This window comes from Shewanella carassii (genome assembly GCF_002777975.1).
Lineage (GTDB): Bacteria > Pseudomonadota > Gammaproteobacteria > Enterobacterales > Shewanellaceae > Shewanella > Shewanella carassii.
Genome location: NZ_NGVS01000014.1, coordinates 54,743 through 72,631 on the forward strand (window position 1 = coordinate 54,743; position 17,889 = coordinate 72,631).

The window sequence follows — 17,889 nt, forward strand, 5'->3', positions numbered from 1 at the left end:
ACAGGGATCAGGCTGCTTTGATTTGGCGACCTTCGGCATCACGGAAGCTACCGATGGCGATACGAACAAAGTCGATCAGAGTCCAAATACCCAGGCCACCCAGGGTCAGTAACATCAGCAGACCTGTACCGATTTTACCTGTGTAAAAACGGTGCACGCCGAAGCTGCCCAGGAAGAAGCACAGCAGTAGAGTAGGTACGAAACCCTTGTCGCTCAATTGCTCATTTTCGATTGTCATTGTTTGTCCTTAAGTTAACTTTTGTCCCGGGTAAGTGATCAGCCTACCCTGCCCATCTTTATAGCTTCCCACGAGTAACATGAAAGTGATTATCACTGTGTGGATAATATCGACCGCCAGCACTGCTATTCCGGTGAATACCAAGGTAGGATCATCGGTTGAAATCAGCGAGATGCCGATTATTGCCAAACCGAGATCAAACAGGCCATGAAGAATACGACCACAGTAAAAATGGTGTATGCCCAAGATGCCGAAAATGCCTGAAAGACACACGGCTACGCCATAACTCTTATCGGATTTTTTGAGAGTCTGCACTTCCTTGTTCCTTTGTTGAAAGCTGAGTAGTCTGGCTCGGCAGGCATTTCCCTGCACATCTTCGAGCCAAACGGGAGGAGTCTACCTTTTTCCTAGGATTTTTTTCAATAACAAATTGTTAAATTGAGATTATTCTGACACATCTGTTTCAAACGCCTGGTATTGGATCGCATTGATGTACCACTCTTTGATCCCGGACGGCGTTTGTACCTGGACCTCATCATCAACCTGTTTACCTATGAGGGCCCGTGCCATGGGGGAATCTATGGTGATATAACCTTTCTTGGTGTCTATCTCATCCTTGCCGACAATCCGGTAGCGCACCACAGTGCCCTGGTCATTTTCCAGTTCGACCCAAGCGCCGAAAAACACCTTTCCTTCCTGTTGCGGTGAGTAGTCAACAATCTTCAACTCTTCCAAGCGTTTGACCAGATAGCGGATCCGGCGATCTATCTGCCGCAGCAAGCGTTTGTTGTAGGTGTAATCTGCGTTTTCGGAGCGGTCACCCTGGGCCGCGGCCTCTTGCACCTTGAGGGTGATCTCGGGGCGATATTCCTTCCACAGATACTTGAGTTCTTTGTCCAGGGCTTCCCAGCCCTTACGGGTAATCAAATGGGCTTTCATCGGTTTATTCGATCAACTGCTGATGGCGCCAGGCGCCGATGCCAATAGTGCTGAAGATTTACAGAACTCAGGCGTGCTTGCAAGTGCGCCTTTCTGCCAATGGGATAAACAGGACGCCTTTGTTTGTCATTTAACACAGGCGATGAGTGTCTGTCCCGGCTCGAAGCTGGCTTGCAGATGATCGCCCAGAGCCAACTGCAGTCCCTCAAGGCTGTCGTTGCATACCGAGGCATAGAGGCGGTCACTGCCGCCAATATCCAAGGTAATTTCGCTGCGCTGGGTATCGCGTTTGATTTGCAATAATTGGCCCTTGAGGCGGTTACCACTGCTGAGGGGGTGTTGCAGCGAGTGGATGCTGACGGCGGGAGCCTTGAATAGCAGCAATACCTTCTTACCGATATGCAGCCCCAGTTTGTCTGTGCTGGCATGGGTGATGGCGGCATCTATCTCCTGCCCGCCGGCCAATTTGACCCTGACATTGTCATTGAGTGAATCATCCTTGAGCGCAATGACTTCACCGGCCAGCTGATTGCGGGCGCTGGTCTTGAGCGAGAAGTGGGCCATCAGATCCAGTAGGTTGTCCATGGGAACGGCCGCATCCAACAGCGCCTTAAGCACCATGTCCTGCATCTGATCCATCAGTTCGTAGAGCTTCAGCAGACGCTCGCCAAACTCGGTTAACTTGGCGCCGCCACCGCCCTTGCCGCCTTTTTCACTGCTGACCACAGGCTGGGGAGCCTGCAGATTCATGTCGTTGACCGCGTCCCAGGCCGCCTTGTAACTGATGCCCGCCTGTTTGGCCCCCTGGCTGATGGAGCCGGTAATGCGTATCTGCTTCAACAGCGCAATTCGTTTGGGATTGGCAAACAGTTTATCGGCATTGTTGAGAGTCAACAGGGCTTTGAGATCCATGGCGTATTCCTTATCAGTGTCGGGGTTATTCTCCCTTATTGCGCTGATAAAGACCACAGGGATCACTCACTGACGATCACAGGCTTGCTTATCGTTATATAACTATGTATATAACGTTGGCAATCTCTATTGAGTACCTATTTCACCAAGGAGTCGTTATGAAGTCCCTGTTTCGTCCTGCCCTGAGTCTAGCTCTGGGGCTGCTGTTGGCCTTTAACGTCAGTGCCAAGGAAAAAGTCACCGTCTTTGCCGCCGCCTCTCTCACCAATGCTATGAATGAGTTGGGCGCCGAATATGACCGCAAGCATGACACTGAAACCGTGTTCTCTTTTGCGTCATCTTCGACGCTGGCCCGGCAGATTGCCCAAGGTGCGCCCGCCGAGCTGTATCTGTCGGCCAACCAGAAATGGATGGATTATCTCGATGAAAACAAAGCTATCGACAGTGATAGTCGGGTCACTCTGTTGCGTAACACGCTGGTGCTGATCGCGCCGAAAAGCAGTGCGCTGAACCAGGTTGAAATCTCGGCTTCCTGGGATCTCAAACAGGCATTGGGTAACAGCCGGATGGCGGTTGGCGATCCAGATCATGTGCCGGCCGGTCGCTATGCCAAGCAGGCGCTGGAAAACTTGGGTTTGTGGCAACAGGCCGAACCTCTGCTGGCCAGAGCCAATAGTGTTCGCGGCGCCTTGGCGTTGGTCGAACGCGGCGAGTCATCTCTGGGGATTGTCTATTCCACAGATGCCAAGGTTGCCAAAGGGGTCAAACAGCTGGCGGTATTCCCGAAAAAGACTCACAAGCCAATCAGCTATCCCATGGCACTGGTGGGTAAAGAGCACAGCAAAGGTGCCGAAGGTTTCTATCAATTCCTGCAGTCTGACGCCGCCAAGGCGGTATTTGCCAAATACGGCTTCGGCGTAAACTGAGAACTTGCCCTTGAGCATATTGACCGACTATGAAGTGGCCGCCTTGTTGCTCAGTCTCAAGGTGTCCACAGTGGCTGTGCTTTGCAGCCTACCGCTCGGCATTTTGTGTGCTTGGGTGCTGGCGCGGCTGGAGTTTCCCGGCAAGTCTGTGCTCGATAGCCTGATCCATCTGCCTCTGGTGCTGCCGCCTGTGGTCATAGGGTATTTGTTACTGGTCTCCATGGGCCGCAGCGGTTTTCTCGGTGGTTGGCTCTATGACACTTTTGGCTTCAGCTTCAGTTTCAGCTGGCGCGGCGCCGCGCTGGCGGCCGCGGTGGTGTCATTCCCGTTAATGGTTCGTGCCATTCGTCAGGCGCTCGAAGGGGTAGATGTGCGCCTGGAACAGGCGGCGCGCACCTTGGGAGCTGGCCGACTCAAGGTCTTCTTCACCATTAGCTTGCCGCTGACCGCGCCCGGCATAGTCTCGGGCATGGTGCTGGCCTTTGCCCGCAGCCTCGGGGAGTTCGGCTCCACCATTACCTTTGTTTCCAACATACCCGGTGAAACCCGCACCATTCCCTTGGCCATGTACTCCTTTATCGAGACCCCGGGCGCCGAGGCCGAGGCGGCCAGGCTGTGTGTGATTGCGATATTGATTTCACTGGCCTCGCTGATCGCTTCCCAATGGCTCAGCAAGCGGGCGCAACAGAGGACGCTGGGACAATGCTGAAAATCGCTATCAGACAACAGCTGGGGCAAACCTTGCTGGATGTGGACACAGAGTTACCCCTCTCTGGGGTCAGCGCCGTTTTTGGCCGCTCGGGTGCCGGCAAGACCTCGCTGGTCAATATTCTCGGTGGCTTGGCAACGCCGGATGCCGGAGAGATCCGCTTGGGGGAGCGCTGGCTGTTTCATAAAGACAAGAAGATCAATCTGCCTCCGGAGCGGCGTAACGCCGGTTTTGTGTTTCAGGATGCCAGGTTGTTTCCCCACTACCGGGTGCGCGGCAATCTCAACTATGGCCGCAAGGATAAAGACAGTCGCGAGTTTGACACAGTAGTGCAACTCTTGGGGCTGGAGAAACTGCTCGATCGTTTTCCCTTCACTCTCTCCGGTGGGGAAAAACAGCGGGTCGCCATAGGCCGGGCCTTGCTGACCCGCCCAGAGATCCTATTGATGGATGAACCGCTGGCATCGCTCGACTTACCGCGCAAGCGCGAGCTGTTGCCCTACCTACAGAGGCTCACCGCCGAACTTAAGCTGCCGATTATCTATGTCAGCCACAGTCTGGATGAGATCCTGCAACTGGCGGATCAGATGCTGGTGCTGGACAAGGGTCGCTGCGTCCTCAGTGGCCCGCTGGAACAGGTGTGGGACAGTGACGAGCTGAGACCTTGGCTCAGTGCCCAGGAACAAAGCTCACTGCTGAGTGCCACAGTGGCCGAGAGTCATCCCGAGTATGCCATGACCCGTTTGCAACTCGCCGACGGTAACAGCCTGTGGGTCAATGAACTGTTACCCCAACAGAATAAGCCGATACGGGTGCGGGTTCACAGCAATCAGGTTTCTGTGTGCCTGCAGGTGCCGAGTGGCAGCAGTATCCGCAATATCTTGCCGGTAACCCTGGAAGAGGTGAGCCGGGTCGATAGCCGCGACTATGTGCAACTCAGGCTGAGGTTGGCGGGGATGCCACTGTGGGCCAATATTACCCGCTGGGCCCTCGATGAGTTGGCGTTGCAGCCCGGAATGTCGCTCTTCGCCCAGATCAAAGGGGTCAGCCTCACGGCCGCCGACTTGGCTCGTTCTCACTGAGGTACAACAGAAGATCAACTACTGTTACAAAGTCTCGGGTGATTTTTGGTATTAAAATGGCTAAATTTAAGATATTTAGCCATTTTTTTAGATACTATTGTGCAAGTTGCAGGCTTGGCACTCGAGGAATAGCCCATGGGACAAGAAACCTCCAAGATTCTGGTTGTCGATGATGATATGAGGCTGCGGGCCTTGCTGGAGCGCTATCTGATGGAACAAGGCTATCAGGTACGCAGCGCCGCCAATGCCGAGCAGATGGATCGCTTGCTGGAGCGGGAGAACTTTCACCTGCTGGTGCTCGACCTTATGTTGCCGGGAGAGGATGGCCTGTCCATCTGTCGCCGCCTGCGGCAACAGGGCAACCCTCTGCCGATAGTGATGCTGACCGCCAAGGGCGATGAAGTCGACCGCATCATAGGTCTGGAACTCGGTGCCGATGACTATCTGCCAAAACCCTTCAACCCCAGAGAGTTGCTGGCACGGATCAAGGCGGTGATGCGCCGTCAGGTGCAGGAGATCCCCGGTGCGCCTTCGCAGCAGGAAGAGATGGTCAGCTTCGGCGAGTTCAGCCTCAACCTGGCCACCCGCGAGATGTACCACAACGAAGAGTCCATCGCCCTCACCAGTGGTGAATTTGCCGTGCTCAAGGTGTTGGTGACTCACCCTAGGGAGCCACTGTCCCGCGACAAGCTGATGAATCTGGCTCGTGGCCGCGATTATTCGGCGTTGGAGCGCTCCATCGACGTTCAGGTTTCCCGGCTTAGGCGGCTGATTGAAAAGGATCCCGCCAACCCGCGCTATATCCAAACGGTTTGGGGCCTGGGGTACGTGTTTGTGCCAGATGGTGCCGCCCGTAAATGAAGCTGCGCTGGTGGCAACGCCTGTTGCCCAGGAGTGCCTTCAGCCAAACAGTCATGCTGATAGGCTGCCTGCTGCTGATCAATCAGCTGGTCTCCTATTTGACTGTGACGGTTTATTTCATTAAGCCCAGCTACCAGCAGATCAACCAGCTTATCGCCCGCCAGATCAATCTGTTGTTTGTCGATGGGGTCGAGGTGGGCCGGGAACACCTCACCATAGTGGACGCCCTCAATGCCAAGGTGCGCGACGATGGCATGCATGTCTATAACCAGAAGCAGGCCAGGGAAGCCGGTATCGAGCGGGCGACCTACTATGGTTTCCTCTCAGCCCAGATGTCGGAATATCTCGGTGGCCCGGCCGAAGTGCGTATTGCCCAGAGCAATCTGCTGCAGATCTGGATCCGCCCGCCTCAGGCTCCTTCCATCTGGATTAAGGTTCCCCTCAATGGTTGGAACGAAAATGTATTGTCGCCCCTTAACCTCTATCTGCTGGTGATAGGCGCTTTGAGTGTCGCCGGTGGCTGGTGGTTTGCCCGGCAACAGAACCGGCCGCTGCGGCGGCTGCAAAAGGCGGCTATCTCAGTTTCCAGAGGCAATTTCCCTGATCCGCTGCCGCTGACCGGCTCAAGTGAACTTGTCGAAGTGACCAATGCCTTCAACCGCATGTCCCAGAGTATGAAACAGCTGGAGCAGGACAGGGCGCTGCTGATGGCGGGGATTTCCCACGACCTTAGAACCCCCCTGACCCGAATTCGTCTGGCTTCCGAGATGATGGTGGACGACGATGCCTACCTGCAGGAGGGCATAGTCAAAGACATCGAAGACATGGATGCCATCATCAATCAGTTTATCGCCTATATCCGCCAGGATCAGGAGAGCATTCGTGAGCCGGAACAGATCAACCGTTTAATCCGCGAAGTGGCCCAGGCCGAGAGCAACAGAGTCGGTGAGATAGAGCTGGTACTGGCCGAATGCCCCGAAGTGCCGATGCAGAGCCTGGCCATCAAGCGGGTGATCGGCAATCTGGTGGAAAACGCCTTCCGCTATGGCCGCGGCTGGATCCGGATCGCTTCCCAGGTGGAAAAACACCGCATAGGTTTCAGTGTGGAAGACAATGGCCCGGGTATTGCCGAGAGCCAGATCCCCAAGCTGTTTCAGCCCTTTACCCAAGGTGACAGCGCCCGCGGCAGCGTTGGCTCAGGGTTGGGACTGGCGATCATCAAACGCATCATAGACAGGCATCAGGGCAAGGTCATTCTCAGCAATCGCCCCCAGGGTGGGCTGCACGCTCAGGTGTGGTTGCCGCGAGATTAACACGCCATACGCTTTATTGCCGATTGTCATTCAACTGTCATGCTCCAGTCATAAACTGCGCTCAGTTCAATCAATTGGGCGCAGTTTGCCATGAAGATTTCCACCCTTTCTCTCGGCGCTTCGGCGTTATTGCTCTTGTTGGCGGCCTTGCTCGCCTCACTGGTGCTCTGGAGCAGTGAACAGAGACAAGAGGCAGAACTGCAGAGCCAGACGCTGCAAGGCTTGCAGCAAGAATTTTTGGTGGATATCCGTGCCAATTTGGATAAGTATCTCGCCAGTGGCGATGCCGGGCGATTGGAACAGGCCAGAGCCCAGCTCAATGATATTCATGACCGTTTGCCGGCAGATTCACAGTTGGCACAGGAGCTGGCGCAATTGGTGACGGCTCTGGATGGCAAATACCGCGCCGCCGGCAAGTTGGCCGGAAATCCCAGGCAGCTGTTGGCCCATGCCGAAACCGAAATGTTGGACAACAACAAGCGCCTGGTGGATTACGGCGATCAAGGGCTGGCAACGGCGCCACAAGCAGCGCATGAATACCTGCAGCTCAGTCGGGAGCTTCCGCCGCTGGTTTACCAGTTGTCACAGCTGACCCAGGATTACCTGCTCGGACGGGAGCAAAGACTCAAGCCTTACCTCGACAGCACCATAACTCAATTGGCCGACTGGCATGACAGACTCAGCGCCTTGCCACTGCTTGGTCTCTATCGCACAGTAGAGGCCGATGAATTTGCCCTGGGTGACGATGAACCCGAGCGCGAGGAGATAGGCGAGAGCTACCGCGCCGAACTTCTGAGTCTCAGCAGTCGCTACGCCAAGGAAGTGACCAATACCGAGCAGCAACTGTTGGATAACCGTCAGATGCAGGATGCGCTGCGCGCCGATATGCACAAGTTGCAGCAGAACTTGCTGACCATGGCCGCTGAGCAGCAACAGCGTACCGACAAGCTCAAACACGAGCTGCAGCTGTGGCTCTATCTGGCTTTGGCTGTGCTGGCCTTATTTGCCGTGGCCTATTTGATTTTGCAACAGCTCAGGGTGGTGAAGCCGTTGCAGCTGCTCAACACCGCCTTTAGTCAACTGAGTGAGTCCAATACCCGCGAGCGTCTCAATATCAGTCGCCGCTGTGAAACCGGCCAGATAGCCGCCCACTTCAATGCTCTGCTGAATCGTTTCGAGTCCGAGGATGAACAGCAGCGGCAGCAATTGGCACGTATCTCCCAAAGCCTATCGGCGCTGGTGCAAAAAATCAGTGAAATGGCCGGCAGTACCCGTGAGACCCAGCAAGTGGTGGATCAGGCCCGGCAGCAAACGCTGCAGCTCAGTGAATTGGCCGGACTGGTGAGTGACAGCTCAGCTGCGCTGGCCTCCCGTGCCGGCAATACCGCCGAGCAGATGCACCAGAGTGAACTCGAAGCGCAGCAGATGCTGGAAGCCACTGATTCAACCCGCACCGCAGTTGCCGAGTGTCATCAAGCGCTTGCCAGTCTGGATGATTCAGTGGCGGCCGTGGCGGGAATTATCGACGTGATAGGTAATATTGCCGGGCAGACTAATCTGTTGGCGCTCAATGCCGCCATAGAAGCCGCCCGTGCCGGTGAGCAGGGGCGAGGCTTTGCCGTGGTGGCCGATGAGGTGCGCAGCCTTTCCAGTCGCACCCAGAGCTCGCTCGATGAGATAGGTGCCATTCTCAATCGGCTTACCAATGCCAACAAGAGTCTGGGGCAGAGTATGGATGGCATAGCCGAGGCGAGCGACAGGCAGAGACAGAGAGCCGAGAGTCTGAAACAACTGGCGCAGGAGGTGAGACAGCAGGCTTTTGCCATGGCGAGCGGGACTCAGCAGGGCACTGAGTATGCCCAATCGCAGCTGGCGCATCTGCAATCCTTCTCCAGCGCCATGGAACAGCTGCGCAGCCAGGCGATCACCGCCTCAGAGCAAGGGCAGGCAATCGCCTCTCAGGTGGCTGCAGGTGTCGCCGAGATAGAACAGAATCTCGGCATTAAAGCCGCCTGAGTCGCGATTAGAGGCTCGCCAGTATGGTTTCAGCCTTGCTGACTTCGAAAGTCTTGGGCGCTTCCACATTCAACAAAGAAACCACGCCATCGTTTATCACCATGGCATAGCGCTGCGAGCGTAAGCCCCCGAAGGCGCCAGTGTCCATTTCCAGCCCCAGCGCCTTGGTGAAGGCACCATCTCCGTCGGCCAACATCATGATCTCACCGGCGTTTTGGGCTTCACCCCAGGCTTTCATCACAAAGGCATCGTTAACCGATACACAGGCAATGATATCGACGCCCTTGGCCTTGAGTTCATCGGCCAGCACCACATAACCCGGCAGGTGAGCTTCGGAGCAGGTGGGGGTAAAGGCACCGGGAACAGCAAATAGCACGGCTTTCTTGCCGGCAAACAGTTCCTTAACCTTGTGGTTGATCATGCCTTCTTTACCGAGTTGGCTCAGAGTGGCATCCGGCAGAGTTTGACCTTGTGCAATCATGGTATTTGTCCTTTCTGTGGGAGTTACAAACCATCATAGCCGTTAATGGAATGGACAAACACCGACATTCTACAGGGGCAATCAGGCGGCAGCCGGCCGCCGCCGAAACAGCGCCCGCAACGCCAGCCAGCATAAGCTGAGAAGCAGTTCTGCCGAGGCTGCAAGCAGCAGGCCACTGAGTAGGCCAATGGCAATGGCATCGCCCCTGAGCAGAATATTGTGGCTGTAGTTGTCCCAGACTTCGCGGCGGATATCCGCCTGTGGCGCAAACGCCAGTTGCAGGTAGGGGCTGTAGAGACTCTCGCGGAAGTCGGCCAAGGCCTGCTGCAACTCGGAGCGGCGTTCTACCATGGCGTTGAGCTTATCGCCGCCGGAGGTAAATACCGGATCTTTGTTGGTCACATAATGGGCGATAAGCTTATCCAAATCGCCATCGAAGAAACGGTCAGCGTCGCGCTGAAACCCGGCCAATTGGGTTTGGATCTCGCTCAGGTGGGCCTGCAGGCTCTTGCCGTATTGATCGACAAAGCCGGGGAGTTGGATCCCCGCCAGTACCCCCACAAAGAACAGCAGCAGTCTGAGATAGTCGCGTATGGTTCTAAGCATCATGTCTCCCTGAGTTTCGGCCAAACCAGATTGCCGCAGCCGCCCTGTATCTTATCTGACCGCTTCTGGCTTTGTTGCCCATAGCACCCGGGGCTGCAACCCAGATGGCTGCTGACTCAAGTGTATGGCTTGGTCTCAGTTCATCGCCGCCTTGACATAGACATCGAAGCGGTTTTTCTTGGTGGCGATAACTGTGCTGGGTTTAACTCCGGCCAGGTCTTCGGCATAGTCCGGCCGTTTGACCACTACCCGCTTGCTCGCCAGTGCCAACGCCGGGGCCAGCAAGCCGTCGGCATCGGTATCTGCGCCGACCAGGGTCTGAAATACCCGCATCTCTTTTTTTACCAGTGCCGACTTGTCTCTGTGAGGATACATGGGATCCAGATAGACCACATCCGGTTGCGGACTTATCTGGCTCAACGCCTCCAGACTGGAGTCGTGCAGCAGCACCATTCTTTGCTGCATCCAGGGGCCGATCTCGCTGTCCCGATAACCGCGGCTGAGACCGTCTTCCAGTAGCGCGGCCACCAAGGGGTTACGTTCAATCAGCGTCATTTGGCAGCCAAGGCTTGCCAGCACAAAAGCGTCACGGCCAAGACCGGCCGTGGCATCTACCACTGAGGGGCAGGCGCCTTGCTTGAGACCGACCGCCTTGGCTATGGCCTGGCCACGGCCACCGCCAAACTTACGTCTGTGGGCCACGGCGCCGCCGACAAAATCGACACAGATACCGCCAAGCTTGGGTTCGTCACGCTTGAACAGGGTCAGCATTTCCTGCTCAAACCCCAAGGCAAACACAGAGTCTTCTGAATGCTTCAGGCCCCAGCGCTCGGCAATGGCGCACAGACGCGGCTCCTGGGTATCAAAATAAATGCTATGGCTTGGTTGCTTCACTGTGTTTGAGTCCTTGGCTGAATTGGCGCCATTATGCCAAATGCCAACCTGACTGAATACGTTCAGCTGCAACTCGCAGGCAGAGCCGCTATAATGCCGCGGTCATTTACCCGTCAGTCATTGGGGAACCCATGCTCAGCTACCGTCACGGTTTTCATGCCGGCAACTATGCCGATGTGCTCAAACATTCCATCTTGTTGCAGGCGCTGAGCTTGTTGCAGAAGAAAGATAAACCTTTGGTTTATATCGATACCCATGCCGGTGCCGGTGGCTATGCGCTGGAAGATGATTTCGCCCAAAAGACAGGGGAATATCTGGAAGGTATAGGCAAGCTCTGGCAGGAAACGAGTGTGCCGCAGGCGATGACTGCTTATCTGGAGGCGGTGCGCCATTTCAATGAAGGCAATGAGGAGCAGGCCACGGACGAGCTGGCCTGGTATCCCGGATCTCCGGCGATAGTGGATATGCACCTTAGAGAGCAGGACAGAATGCTGCTGCACGAGCTGCATAATACCGATGTCGAATTGCTGCAGGAGTATTTTGAAGGTGCCCGTCAGGTGAAGCTGGTTCACGGCGACGGTCTGCAGGGCCTGTTGGCCGCCGTGCCGCCACTGGAGCGTCGGGCACTGGTGCTGGTGGATCCCAGCTATGAGCTCAAGAGTGACTATCAGGATGTGGCCGATACCCTGATCAAGGCCCATCGCAAGTTTGCCACCGGGGTGTATCTGCTCTGGTATCCGGTCGTCAATCGGGCCCAGACCGAAGCCATGCTGACGAAGCTGAAAGACAGCGGCATTCGGCGCCAGTTACGGATAGAGCAGAGTATCAAGCCTGACTCGGATGAATTCGGTATGACGGCGGCGGGTCTGTGGGTCATCAACCCGCCCTGGCAGTTGGATACCCAGGCCGAAGAGCTGCTGGAATGGCTTCACCCCAGGCTCAATCAGGGTGGCGGCAGCGTCACTGTCACCTGGGAAGTGGGCGAGTAAGCTTGGTTCCATCATAAAAACTTTTGGCCGGGTCACCGGGTATTAATTGGATACTAAGTCGGGTACCAAGCTGTGTACTAATTGCCCGGCCTGTTAACCGTGGCCTTTACGGCGTCTAAGCGACTGTGTGATAGCGACTGTGGTGAGTTATTCCGACAGTGCTTTCAGCTCGGCCAACGTCGCCTCATCTATGAGTCCGAGCGCCAGCGCCTGCTGTGGATTGGTCTCTATCATATAGGCACTGATACTCATCATATTGCGCAGCGCCATGCCGTTGGGGCCATCGTAAGCCGGCTGCTCGCTCCACTGGTCCTGAGCCCAGGCAGCCCAAGTGGCCTTGAGGCTGTAGCCCGCCTCACAGAAGATGGTGCGGGTCAGTTGGCTGCCCTTATCCAGCATCTCCTCGTCGTTCATGCTGTTGTCTAGCTCGCCCTTATGGCTTTGCATGACTTGCTTTACTGCCGTTATCGCTTCGGCGGTTGCGGGAACCGGCCCAAGTTGGCTGTCATCACAGGCTATTACGGTGGAAAAGGGCATCAGCAGACAGGCACAAAGGCCTAGGGACTTGAGGTTAAACATCTTCACTTCCTTGTTGTTGCGCCTCTCAGGCACGGCTCAAATTGCGGTAGCGTTCCAGCAAAATTTTCACCCGTTTCACATAGGCGCGGGTTTCCGGGTAGGGTGGCACGCCACGATATTGGCTCACTGTGGTAGGGCCGGCATTGTAGGCCGCCAGCGCCCGGGTCATATCGCCATCGAAACGGGCCAGCATCTGCGCCAGATAGCGGCTACCGGCATCAATATTCTGTGATACCACAAAGGCGTTGCTGACACCAAGCTCTTTGGCGGTATCCGGCATCAACTGCATCAGCCCCATGGCGCCGGTACGGGACAGGGCCTTGGCGTTGAAGGCCGACTCGGCGTGGATCACCGCCCTAATAAGCGCAGGGTCCAGATTGTAGGTTTGGGCGGCGAGGGCGATTTCGGCGGCATAGTCACTGCCAAACAGAGGGATTGCCTGCCAGTTCACCTTGGAGTCCGGTCGGCAGGCGAAGCAATCATAGAGAATGATCTGATATTCCTGGCTGCCGGGGGGCTTGTCGCTGAATGCCATTACACCGTTGGCCTGGCGGTACTGATAGACTTTACGCTTCGGCAGGCTGCTGTCGCTGATGCCGTGTTCCGAGTAGCGCGCCACTATACGGGGTTTGGCCGAAGGCTCTTTAGCTATAGCTGAAGGGTTTTCACTCATGGCTGAGGACTCTTTACCCATAGCTGAAGGCTCTTTACTTATAGCTGAGAGTTCTTCACCCATAGAGGCCTTTTCCGAAGGCATAGGTATCTCGGTGTCGGCAAGCGCAGCAAAGGGTAGCGCCGAGCTCAGCAGCCAGAGTAGCAAAGAGATGAGTCCTTGGCCGGAAGTGTGCTTCACGCCTGATAACCCGTCCGTGTTTCCAGTTTCAATATGTCAATGATAGCAAAGAGTTGCTGCATTTCACTGTGGATCTGGCTGAACTCCTTTTCGAAGGTGGCTCCCTCAAAGATGGAGGCGGTCTCGAATCTATCCTTGTTACTGGGAAACAGGATCAACAGCTGCCTGCCGTGGAAGGCGCAGCGCAGATCCCGGCCGAACTTCTTGCTCAAGTCCAGCAAACGCTCCATAAACAAGGGGTTCATCAACACCCGGCCATTGATCTGATTGTCGGCGAAGACATCGAACTCTTTCTCGAACACAGGATCTTCCAGCTTCATCTGCTTCAGCCCCGAATAGCTGGAAGAGAGTTTCCCCAGCAGGCCGCGGTCGCGGATCAATACCGCATGACAGCCGAAGTTTTGTGGCACGGTAAAGGTCATGGCCAGTCCCTTGAATACCTCGCTGGTACGCTTCTTATTCTTGCTATCCCGATATTCTGACTTCAGCACTAATTCACTGATCCCCAGTTCGACCTGTTTATAGCTACCGGTAATAAAATCGCTGGCGCGAGCTATGTCATGCTTGGGCAAAATGCCGGCATCGCGAAATGGTCGCAGTGGCAAACCATCGTTGGGACTAAAGGTAAAGTCGTCGCCGAAATAGCGAAAGATCAGCGGAAACAGATCTTTTTTAACCTGTGTTTGAAACGCCTTGATGGGTTTCTTACACCAGAAAAACATCAGCAAAGCCGGGGTAAGGGCGAGGGCAAACGAAGCTTCCGGGCCAAGGGAACTGTAGTACATAAGGTCGTACCAATAGTGCCAAACCAGCAGCAGAGTCACCACAAGTGTCAGTACAAACAGGGCTACCCGAGTTCGGCACTGCTTGAGGCTCTTGATCCTCAGTCTTTCATATTGACTGGCCTTGGGCTGTATATGCTGGCGATAGTATTGTTGCAGCTTGGGCAGGTCTTCGCTGGGGGCCTGTAGGCCTTTTCCCGGGCGTACCGGGGAAATCTTGGCCCCCATCAGGAAGGTGATAATATTCACGGGTCAATCTTTTACTCTGTCTCAGTTCAAGTAGTCGCCGGCATTGACCGGGCTTTTGGCGCTTTCATCCGCCTCATAGAAGGGCAGAGCCTGTACCTTGGCCATTGAGGCTATGATTGAACCCGGGAAGATTTCCACTGCATTGTTGAGTTCAGTGACCGCCGAGTTGTAGAAACGCCGCGCCGCGGAGATATGGGCTTCCACTTCGTTATAGGTCTGCATCGCCTGCAACATGGTGTTGTCTGACTTGAGCTCGGGATAGTTTTCTACCGACACCATCAACTGGCCGACACGGTTGTTGAGCTGGTTGGCCAAATCCAGGTGTTGTTTTACTGCATCTTTGTCGGCCGGATTGTAGCTTTGGGTCAGTTGAGTGCGCAATTCGGTGATCTCGGTCAGCAGCTGTTTTTCATGATCCATAAAGCGCTTGGCTATCGTGAGAATATTGGGCAGCAGATTGGCCCTTTTCTTGAGCTGGACATCTATGCCGGAGAGGGCTTCACGGGCCGTGTTGCGTTTTTTTATCAGGCTGACATACCAGAGATAAATCAGTATCACGGCGATCGCCAGTATCAACAAAAATCCATCCATATTTGCTAAAGTTCCCTGCAGTTTTTTTTGAACTGCGCCAGCTAATCATAAAATGGCCGCAAATGCATCTTTGTTGTGATTTTGAACCAGTGCTGACCCCTTGACGGCGAGTCTTGCCAAATCAATGAAAAACATCACTTATATGGCTTTAAAGATAGATTTAAGCAAAAGCTGGTAAATCAAAGGCTTGGACTGTACATTTTTAGTGCATAGAAACATTATCTAAATGATTTATTTGAAGTATTTATCTATTTTTGAGTGGTAAAAAAACAGCAGTTTTTGACTCAAGTCTGTCGGAAGCCGCCATAGACCCTGGGAAAACTGTTTACCGTGCGTCAAAGCGAAGAAATGGAATCATACTATTTGCAAACAGCTTTTATTATGTTCAGGCAAGGTTCAGACAGCGTGCTGTAAATTGTAATGACACAACGTTGGGGCAAAGCGAATAGTTCAGCGAATTTGCCTTTATGGACCCGCCCTGGGTCCTTTTTTTTGCTTCAATTTCCCTGCAATTTTTCCAGGTTAAGTTTCAGTTAAAAGTGTCACGGCAAAATGGCCGGCCGCTTGTCGTAGATGTTACGGCCATGAAAATAGAACCGGCAGCCGAGCCGGCAGACAGGGAAATCAGATGCAGTCCAATCATTCTCAGCAACCGCTCGAAACCGCCAAGAGTGGCTGGTTTATCCGCTTCCTCAATGTGGTCGAGCGCCTGGGCAACCTTTTGCCCCATCCCATCACACTATTTGCGCTGTTTTGCGCCGCCGTCATCCTGATCTCCGGCATTGCCGGTTATTTTGAAGTCACAGTGGTGGATCCTCGCCCCGAAGGCGCCAGTGGCCGCAGCGCCGATGGCCTGATCCATGTGGTCAGTCTAATGAATGCCGAAGGGCTGCGGATGATAGTCTCCAACCTGGTGACCAACTTTACCGGTTTTACACCGCTGGGCACTGTATTGGTGGCCTTGCTCGGGGTTGGGATTGCCGAACGTTCCGGACTCTTGTCCGCCGGCATGCGGGCGCTGGTGATGGGAGCCTCCAAGCGCCTGGTTACCCTGACCATTGTCTTTGCCGGAATCGTCTCCAATACCGCCGCCGAACTGGGTTATGTCGTGCTGATCCCCATGGCGGCGATGATCTTCCATTCTCTTGGCAGGCATCCCTTGGCGGGGTTGGCGGCGGCCTTTGCCGGGGTATCCGGTGGCTACAGTGCCAACCTCCTACTGGGAACCGTGGATCCCCTGTTATCCGGGATCACCGAAGCGGCGGCGCAGATGATAGACCCTGACTACACTGTGGGCCCCGAGGTCAACTGGTACTTCATGTTTGTCTCCACCTTTGTGATCTCTTTCCTCGGCGCCTTGGTGACAGAGAAAATCGTTGAACCCAAGCTCGGTCGCTATGATGTCTCTGAAGCCAGTGTCGATTTGGAACAGCAGCGGATGGAAACCGTCACCGAACTGGAGAAAAAGGGGCTGAAAATGGCTGGTTTGGCGGCGCTGCTGCTCGGCGCAGTCTTGGCCTTGACTGTGGTACCCGAGTGGGGCCCACTGCGTCACCCCGAGACGGGAGAAGTGGCCGGCTCGCCGTTTCTCAAGGGAATTGTGGTGTTTATCTTTGTCTGCTTTGCCATTCCCGGGCTGGTATACGGCAAGGTGGTGGGCACCATGAAAAAAGATACCGATGTGATTAACGCCATGTCCCACAGCATGAGCACCATGGGGATGTATATCGTATTGGTGTTTTTCGCCTCGCAGTTTGTGGCCTTCTTCAAGTGGACCAATCTGGGCGCCGTGTTGGCGGTGACCGGCGCCGACGCCCTCAGTGCCCTGGGGCTGACCGGGCCGATAGTCTTCCTGCTGTTTATCATGATGTGTGGCTTCATCAACTTGATGCTCGGCAGTGCCTCGGCCCAGTGGGCAGTGACGGCGCCGATATTTGTGCCCATGTTGATGTTGGTGGGTTATGCGCCGGAAACCATTCAGGCGGCCTATCGAATAGGTGACTCAGTGACTAACCTGATCACGCCCATGATGAGCTACTTTGGCCTGATCCTGGCGGTCGCCGCGCGCTACAAGAAGGACCTGGGGATAGGTACTCTGGTGGCTACCATGTTGCCATACACGCTGGTGTTTTTCGTCGGTTGGACCCTGTTCTTCTTCCTCTGGGTATTCGGCTTGGGACTGCCGGTTGGCCCAGGTGCGGCTACCTACTATTCACCGGCGGGCTGATAGCCAGCAAGGGTGAATGACTGAGGATTTTAGTGGAAAGGGGCTTAGGCCCCTTTTTGTTTACAGCGCAAGGCGGGGGTTTAACTGTGTAAATGAGGACGAAAATGGTTACTGTTTTGCTGTAAGTATAAGCAGTTGTTGAACTTTTTCTATTGTCATACACTATCGGGCCCTTTGGTTTGTTGGTTGGGCCCGCATGCGTTTTTCTTCTGCACGTCTGTTGCTGCTAATGGCTTGGTTGGCCACGAGTTTTACCCTGGCCGCCGAGATAGGCGACACGGCCGTGGTCGGTAAACTCTATTTCAGCGGCGCCGAACTGCCCGGGCAATTGACTCCAGAGGGGGCCGCTTGGTGGCCGGAGCCTATGTGGTTGCTGTGGCTCATGGGCCTTGGCAGCTTCTTTTGCCGTTTTCGTTGTTTTGCGCTCTGGCTGCTTGCTTTGCTGGCGTTGCAACTCAAGTTTGTTATTCGGGTCGACGACAGCCTGCTGTGGAGCAGTTGGCTAGTGCTGCTATTGCCTACACAAGTGTTGTTTGGCCTGATTCTGCTGTTGATTGACCGGGGCGAGGGCGCACGAGCCCAGGTAATCACCTTTGACTGACGATAGTCCAAGTCCCAAGCCGTATTGAGGGAGAATAATAG

At 54.9% G+C, this 17,889-nt stretch carries 20 protein-coding genes; 9 read left to right on the forward strand and 11 right to left on the reverse strand.

Annotation, left to right across the window (positions count from 1 at the left end; translation table 11 throughout):
* Positions 1-7: 7 nt before the first annotated feature.
* From CBE72_RS08855 to CBE72_RS08870, 4 genes are all read right to left on the reverse strand, one after another.
* Positions 8-238 carry a TM2 domain-containing protein gene (locus CBE72_RS08855; protein WP_039035336.1) on the reverse strand — a complete coding sequence of 77 codons (231 nt, stop codon included), beginning with the start codon at positions 236-238 and terminating at the stop codon, positions 8-10.
* Between the two features lie 9 nt (positions 239-247).
* The gene (locus CBE72_RS08860; protein WP_100143223.1) at positions 248-553 is read right to left on the reverse strand and encodes an NINE protein; all 306 of its coding nucleotides are present in this window, start codon (positions 551-553) and stop codon (positions 248-250) included.
* A 129-nt stretch (positions 554-682) separates the two neighbouring features.
* Positions 683-1,177, reverse strand: a complete 495-nt coding sequence (gene greB, locus CBE72_RS08865; RefSeq protein ID WP_100143224.1) for a transcription elongation factor GreB — start codon at positions 1,175-1,177, stop codon at positions 683-685.
* 126 nt (positions 1,178-1,303) lie between these two features.
* Positions 1,304-2,089 carry a TOBE domain-containing protein gene (locus CBE72_RS08870; protein ID WP_100143225.1) on the reverse strand — a complete coding sequence of 262 codons (786 nt, stop codon included), beginning with the start codon at positions 2,087-2,089 and terminating at the stop codon, positions 1,304-1,306.
* Between the two features lie 158 nt (positions 2,090-2,247).
* Between CBE72_RS08870 and modA the strand changes: the two genes are divergently transcribed.
* The 6 genes from modA to CBE72_RS08900 all read left to right on the forward strand — a co-directional run bounded on the left by modA (position 2,248) and on the right by CBE72_RS08900 (position 8,996).
* Complete coding sequence (modA, locus tag CBE72_RS08875) at positions 2,248-3,015, forward strand: molybdate ABC transporter substrate-binding protein (RefSeq protein ID WP_100143226.1); 768 nt, start codon at positions 2,248-2,250, stop codon at positions 3,013-3,015.
* 16 nt (positions 3,016-3,031) lie between these two features.
* Positions 3,032-3,724 carry a molybdate ABC transporter permease subunit gene (gene modB / locus CBE72_RS08880; RefSeq protein WP_028780857.1) on the forward strand — a complete coding sequence of 231 codons (693 nt, stop codon included), beginning with the start codon at positions 3,032-3,034 and terminating at the stop codon, positions 3,722-3,724.
* Positions 3,718-4,806 carry a molybdenum ABC transporter ATP-binding protein ModC gene (gene modC, locus CBE72_RS08885; RefSeq protein ID WP_100143227.1) on the forward strand — a complete coding sequence of 363 codons (1,089 nt, stop codon included), beginning with the start codon at positions 3,718-3,720 and terminating at the stop codon, positions 4,804-4,806. The genes modB and modC overlap by 7 nt, the downstream gene beginning before the upstream one ends.
* A gap of 135 nt (positions 4,807-4,941) precedes the next feature.
* Entirely contained in the window at positions 4,942-5,667 is a 726-nt protein-coding gene (ompR, locus tag CBE72_RS08890) for an osmolarity response regulator transcription factor OmpR (protein WP_025010803.1), read from the forward strand.
* Positions 5,664-6,980 carry a two-component system sensor histidine kinase EnvZ gene (gene envZ, locus CBE72_RS08895; RefSeq protein WP_100143228.1) on the forward strand — a complete coding sequence of 439 codons (1,317 nt, stop codon included), beginning with the start codon at positions 5,664-5,666 and terminating at the stop codon, positions 6,978-6,980. Before ompR ends, envZ begins: the two co-directional genes overlap by 4 nt.
* A 90-nt stretch (positions 6,981-7,070) precedes the next feature.
* On the forward strand, positions 7,071-8,996 hold the full coding sequence (locus CBE72_RS08900) for a methyl-accepting chemotaxis protein (RefSeq protein ID WP_100143229.1): 1,926 nt from the start codon (positions 7,071-7,073) through the stop codon (positions 8,994-8,996).
* A 7-nt stretch (positions 8,997-9,003) separates the two neighbouring features.
* Here CBE72_RS08900 and CBE72_RS08905 read toward each other — a convergent pair whose 3' ends face one another.
* The 3 genes from CBE72_RS08905 to CBE72_RS08915 form a co-directional block, all read right to left on the reverse strand.
* Positions 9,004-9,477: a peroxiredoxin gene (locus tag CBE72_RS08905; RefSeq protein ID WP_100143230.1), complete on the reverse strand. Its 474-nt coding sequence runs from the start codon at positions 9,475-9,477 to the stop codon at positions 9,004-9,006.
* An 81-nt stretch (positions 9,478-9,558) separates the two neighbouring features.
* On the reverse strand, positions 9,559-10,083 hold the full coding sequence (locus CBE72_RS08910; protein WP_100143231.1) for a DUF2937 family protein: 525 nt from the start codon (positions 10,081-10,083) through the stop codon (positions 9,559-9,561).
* Between the two features lie 135 nt (positions 10,084-10,218).
* Positions 10,219-10,977, reverse strand: a complete 759-nt coding sequence (locus CBE72_RS08915; RefSeq protein ID WP_100143457.1) for a class I SAM-dependent methyltransferase — start codon at positions 10,975-10,977, stop codon at positions 10,219-10,221.
* Between the two features lie 131 nt (positions 10,978-11,108).
* Here CBE72_RS08915 and CBE72_RS08920 point away from each other — a divergent pair, with 131 nt between their 5' ends.
* Positions 11,109-11,966: a 23S rRNA (adenine(2030)-N(6))-methyltransferase RlmJ gene (locus tag CBE72_RS08920; protein WP_100143232.1), complete on the forward strand. Its 858-nt coding sequence runs from the start codon at positions 11,109-11,111 to the stop codon at positions 11,964-11,966.
* 147 nt (positions 11,967-12,113) lie between these two features.
* Here CBE72_RS08920 and CBE72_RS08925 read toward each other — a convergent pair whose 3' ends face one another.
* From CBE72_RS08925 to CBE72_RS08940, 4 genes are all read right to left on the reverse strand, one after another.
* Positions 12,114-12,545: a hypothetical protein gene (locus tag CBE72_RS08925; RefSeq protein WP_100143233.1), complete on the reverse strand. Its 432-nt coding sequence runs from the start codon at positions 12,543-12,545 to the stop codon at positions 12,114-12,116.
* Positions 12,546-12,570: 25 nt separating this feature from the next.
* The gene (locus CBE72_RS08930) at positions 12,571-13,239 is read right to left on the reverse strand and encodes a lytic transglycosylase domain-containing protein (protein WP_373289262.1); all 669 of its coding nucleotides are present in this window, start codon (positions 13,237-13,239) and stop codon (positions 12,571-12,573) included.
* A gap of 155 nt (positions 13,240-13,394) precedes the next feature.
* Complete coding sequence (locus CBE72_RS08935) at positions 13,395-14,429, reverse strand: DUF3137 domain-containing protein (RefSeq protein WP_100143234.1); 1,035 nt, start codon at positions 14,427-14,429, stop codon at positions 13,395-13,397.
* Between the two features lie 21 nt (positions 14,430-14,450).
* A complete protein-coding gene (locus tag CBE72_RS08940; protein ID WP_039035348.1) occupies positions 14,451-15,020 on the reverse strand; it encodes a LemA family protein in 570 nt (189 codons plus the stop codon).
* Between the two features lie 628 nt (positions 15,021-15,648).
* Here CBE72_RS08940 and CBE72_RS08945 point away from each other — a divergent pair.
* Together CBE72_RS08945 and CBE72_RS08950 are read left to right on the forward strand one after the other, a co-directional pair.
* Complete coding sequence (locus tag CBE72_RS08945) at positions 15,649-17,247, forward strand: AbgT family transporter (protein WP_100143235.1); 1,599 nt, start codon at positions 15,649-15,651, stop codon at positions 17,245-17,247.
* A gap of 196 nt (positions 17,248-17,443) precedes the next feature.
* A complete protein-coding gene (locus CBE72_RS08950; protein ID WP_157929053.1) occupies positions 17,444-17,848 on the forward strand; it encodes a hypothetical protein in 405 nt (134 codons plus the stop codon).
* Positions 17,849-17,889 lie beyond the last annotated feature (41 nt).

Bases quoted from the DNA above. Each gene is read 5' to 3' on its own strand.
- CBE72_RS08855 (WP_039035336.1), bottom strand. From the start codon at position 238: ATGACAATCGAAAATGAGCAATTGAGCGACAAGGGTTTCGTACCTACT.
- greB (WP_100143224.1), bottom strand. From the start codon at position 1,177: ATGAAAGCCCATTTGATTACCCGTAAGGGCTGGGAAGCCCTGGACAAA.
- CBE72_RS08870 (WP_100143225.1), bottom strand. From the start codon at position 2,089: ATGGATCTCAAAGCCCTGTTGACTCTCAACAATGCCGATAAACTGTTT.
- modA (WP_100143226.1), top strand. From the start codon at position 2,248: ATGAAGTCCCTGTTTCGTCCTGCCCTGAGTCTAGCTCTGGGGCTGCTG.
- modC (WP_100143227.1), top strand. From the start codon at position 3,718: ATGCTGAAAATCGCTATCAGACAACAGCTGGGGCAAACCTTGCTGGAT.
- ompR (WP_025010803.1), top strand. From the start codon at position 4,942: ATGGGACAAGAAACCTCCAAGATTCTGGTTGTCGATGATGATATGAGG.
- envZ (WP_100143228.1), top strand. From the start codon at position 5,664: ATGAAGCTGCGCTGGTGGCAACGCCTGTTGCCCAGGAGTGCCTTCAGC.
- CBE72_RS08900 (WP_100143229.1), top strand. From the start codon at position 7,071: ATGAAGATTTCCACCCTTTCTCTCGGCGCTTCGGCGTTATTGCTCTTG.
- CBE72_RS08905 (WP_100143230.1), bottom strand. From the start codon at position 9,477: ATGATTGCACAAGGTCAAACTCTGCCGGATGCCACTCTGAGCCAACTC.
- CBE72_RS08910 (WP_100143231.1), bottom strand. From the start codon at position 10,083: ATGCTTAGAACCATACGCGACTATCTCAGACTGCTGCTGTTCTTTGTG.
- CBE72_RS08920 (WP_100143232.1), top strand. From the start codon at position 11,109: ATGCTCAGCTACCGTCACGGTTTTCATGCCGGCAACTATGCCGATGTG.
- CBE72_RS08925 (WP_100143233.1), bottom strand. From the start codon at position 12,545: ATGTTTAACCTCAAGTCCCTAGGCCTTTGTGCCTGTCTGCTGATGCCC.
- CBE72_RS08930 (WP_373289262.1), bottom strand. From the start codon at position 13,239: ATGGGTAAAGAGTCCTCAGCCATGAGTGAAAACCCTTCAGCTATAGCT.
- CBE72_RS08940 (WP_039035348.1), bottom strand. From the start codon at position 15,020: ATGGATGGATTTTTGTTGATACTGGCGATCGCCGTGATACTGATTTAT.
- CBE72_RS08945 (WP_100143235.1), top strand. From the start codon at position 15,649: ATGCAGTCCAATCATTCTCAGCAACCGCTCGAAACCGCCAAGAGTGGC.
- CBE72_RS08950 (WP_157929053.1), top strand. From the start codon at position 17,444: ATGCGTTTTTCTTCTGCACGTCTGTTGCTGCTAATGGCTTGGTTGGCC.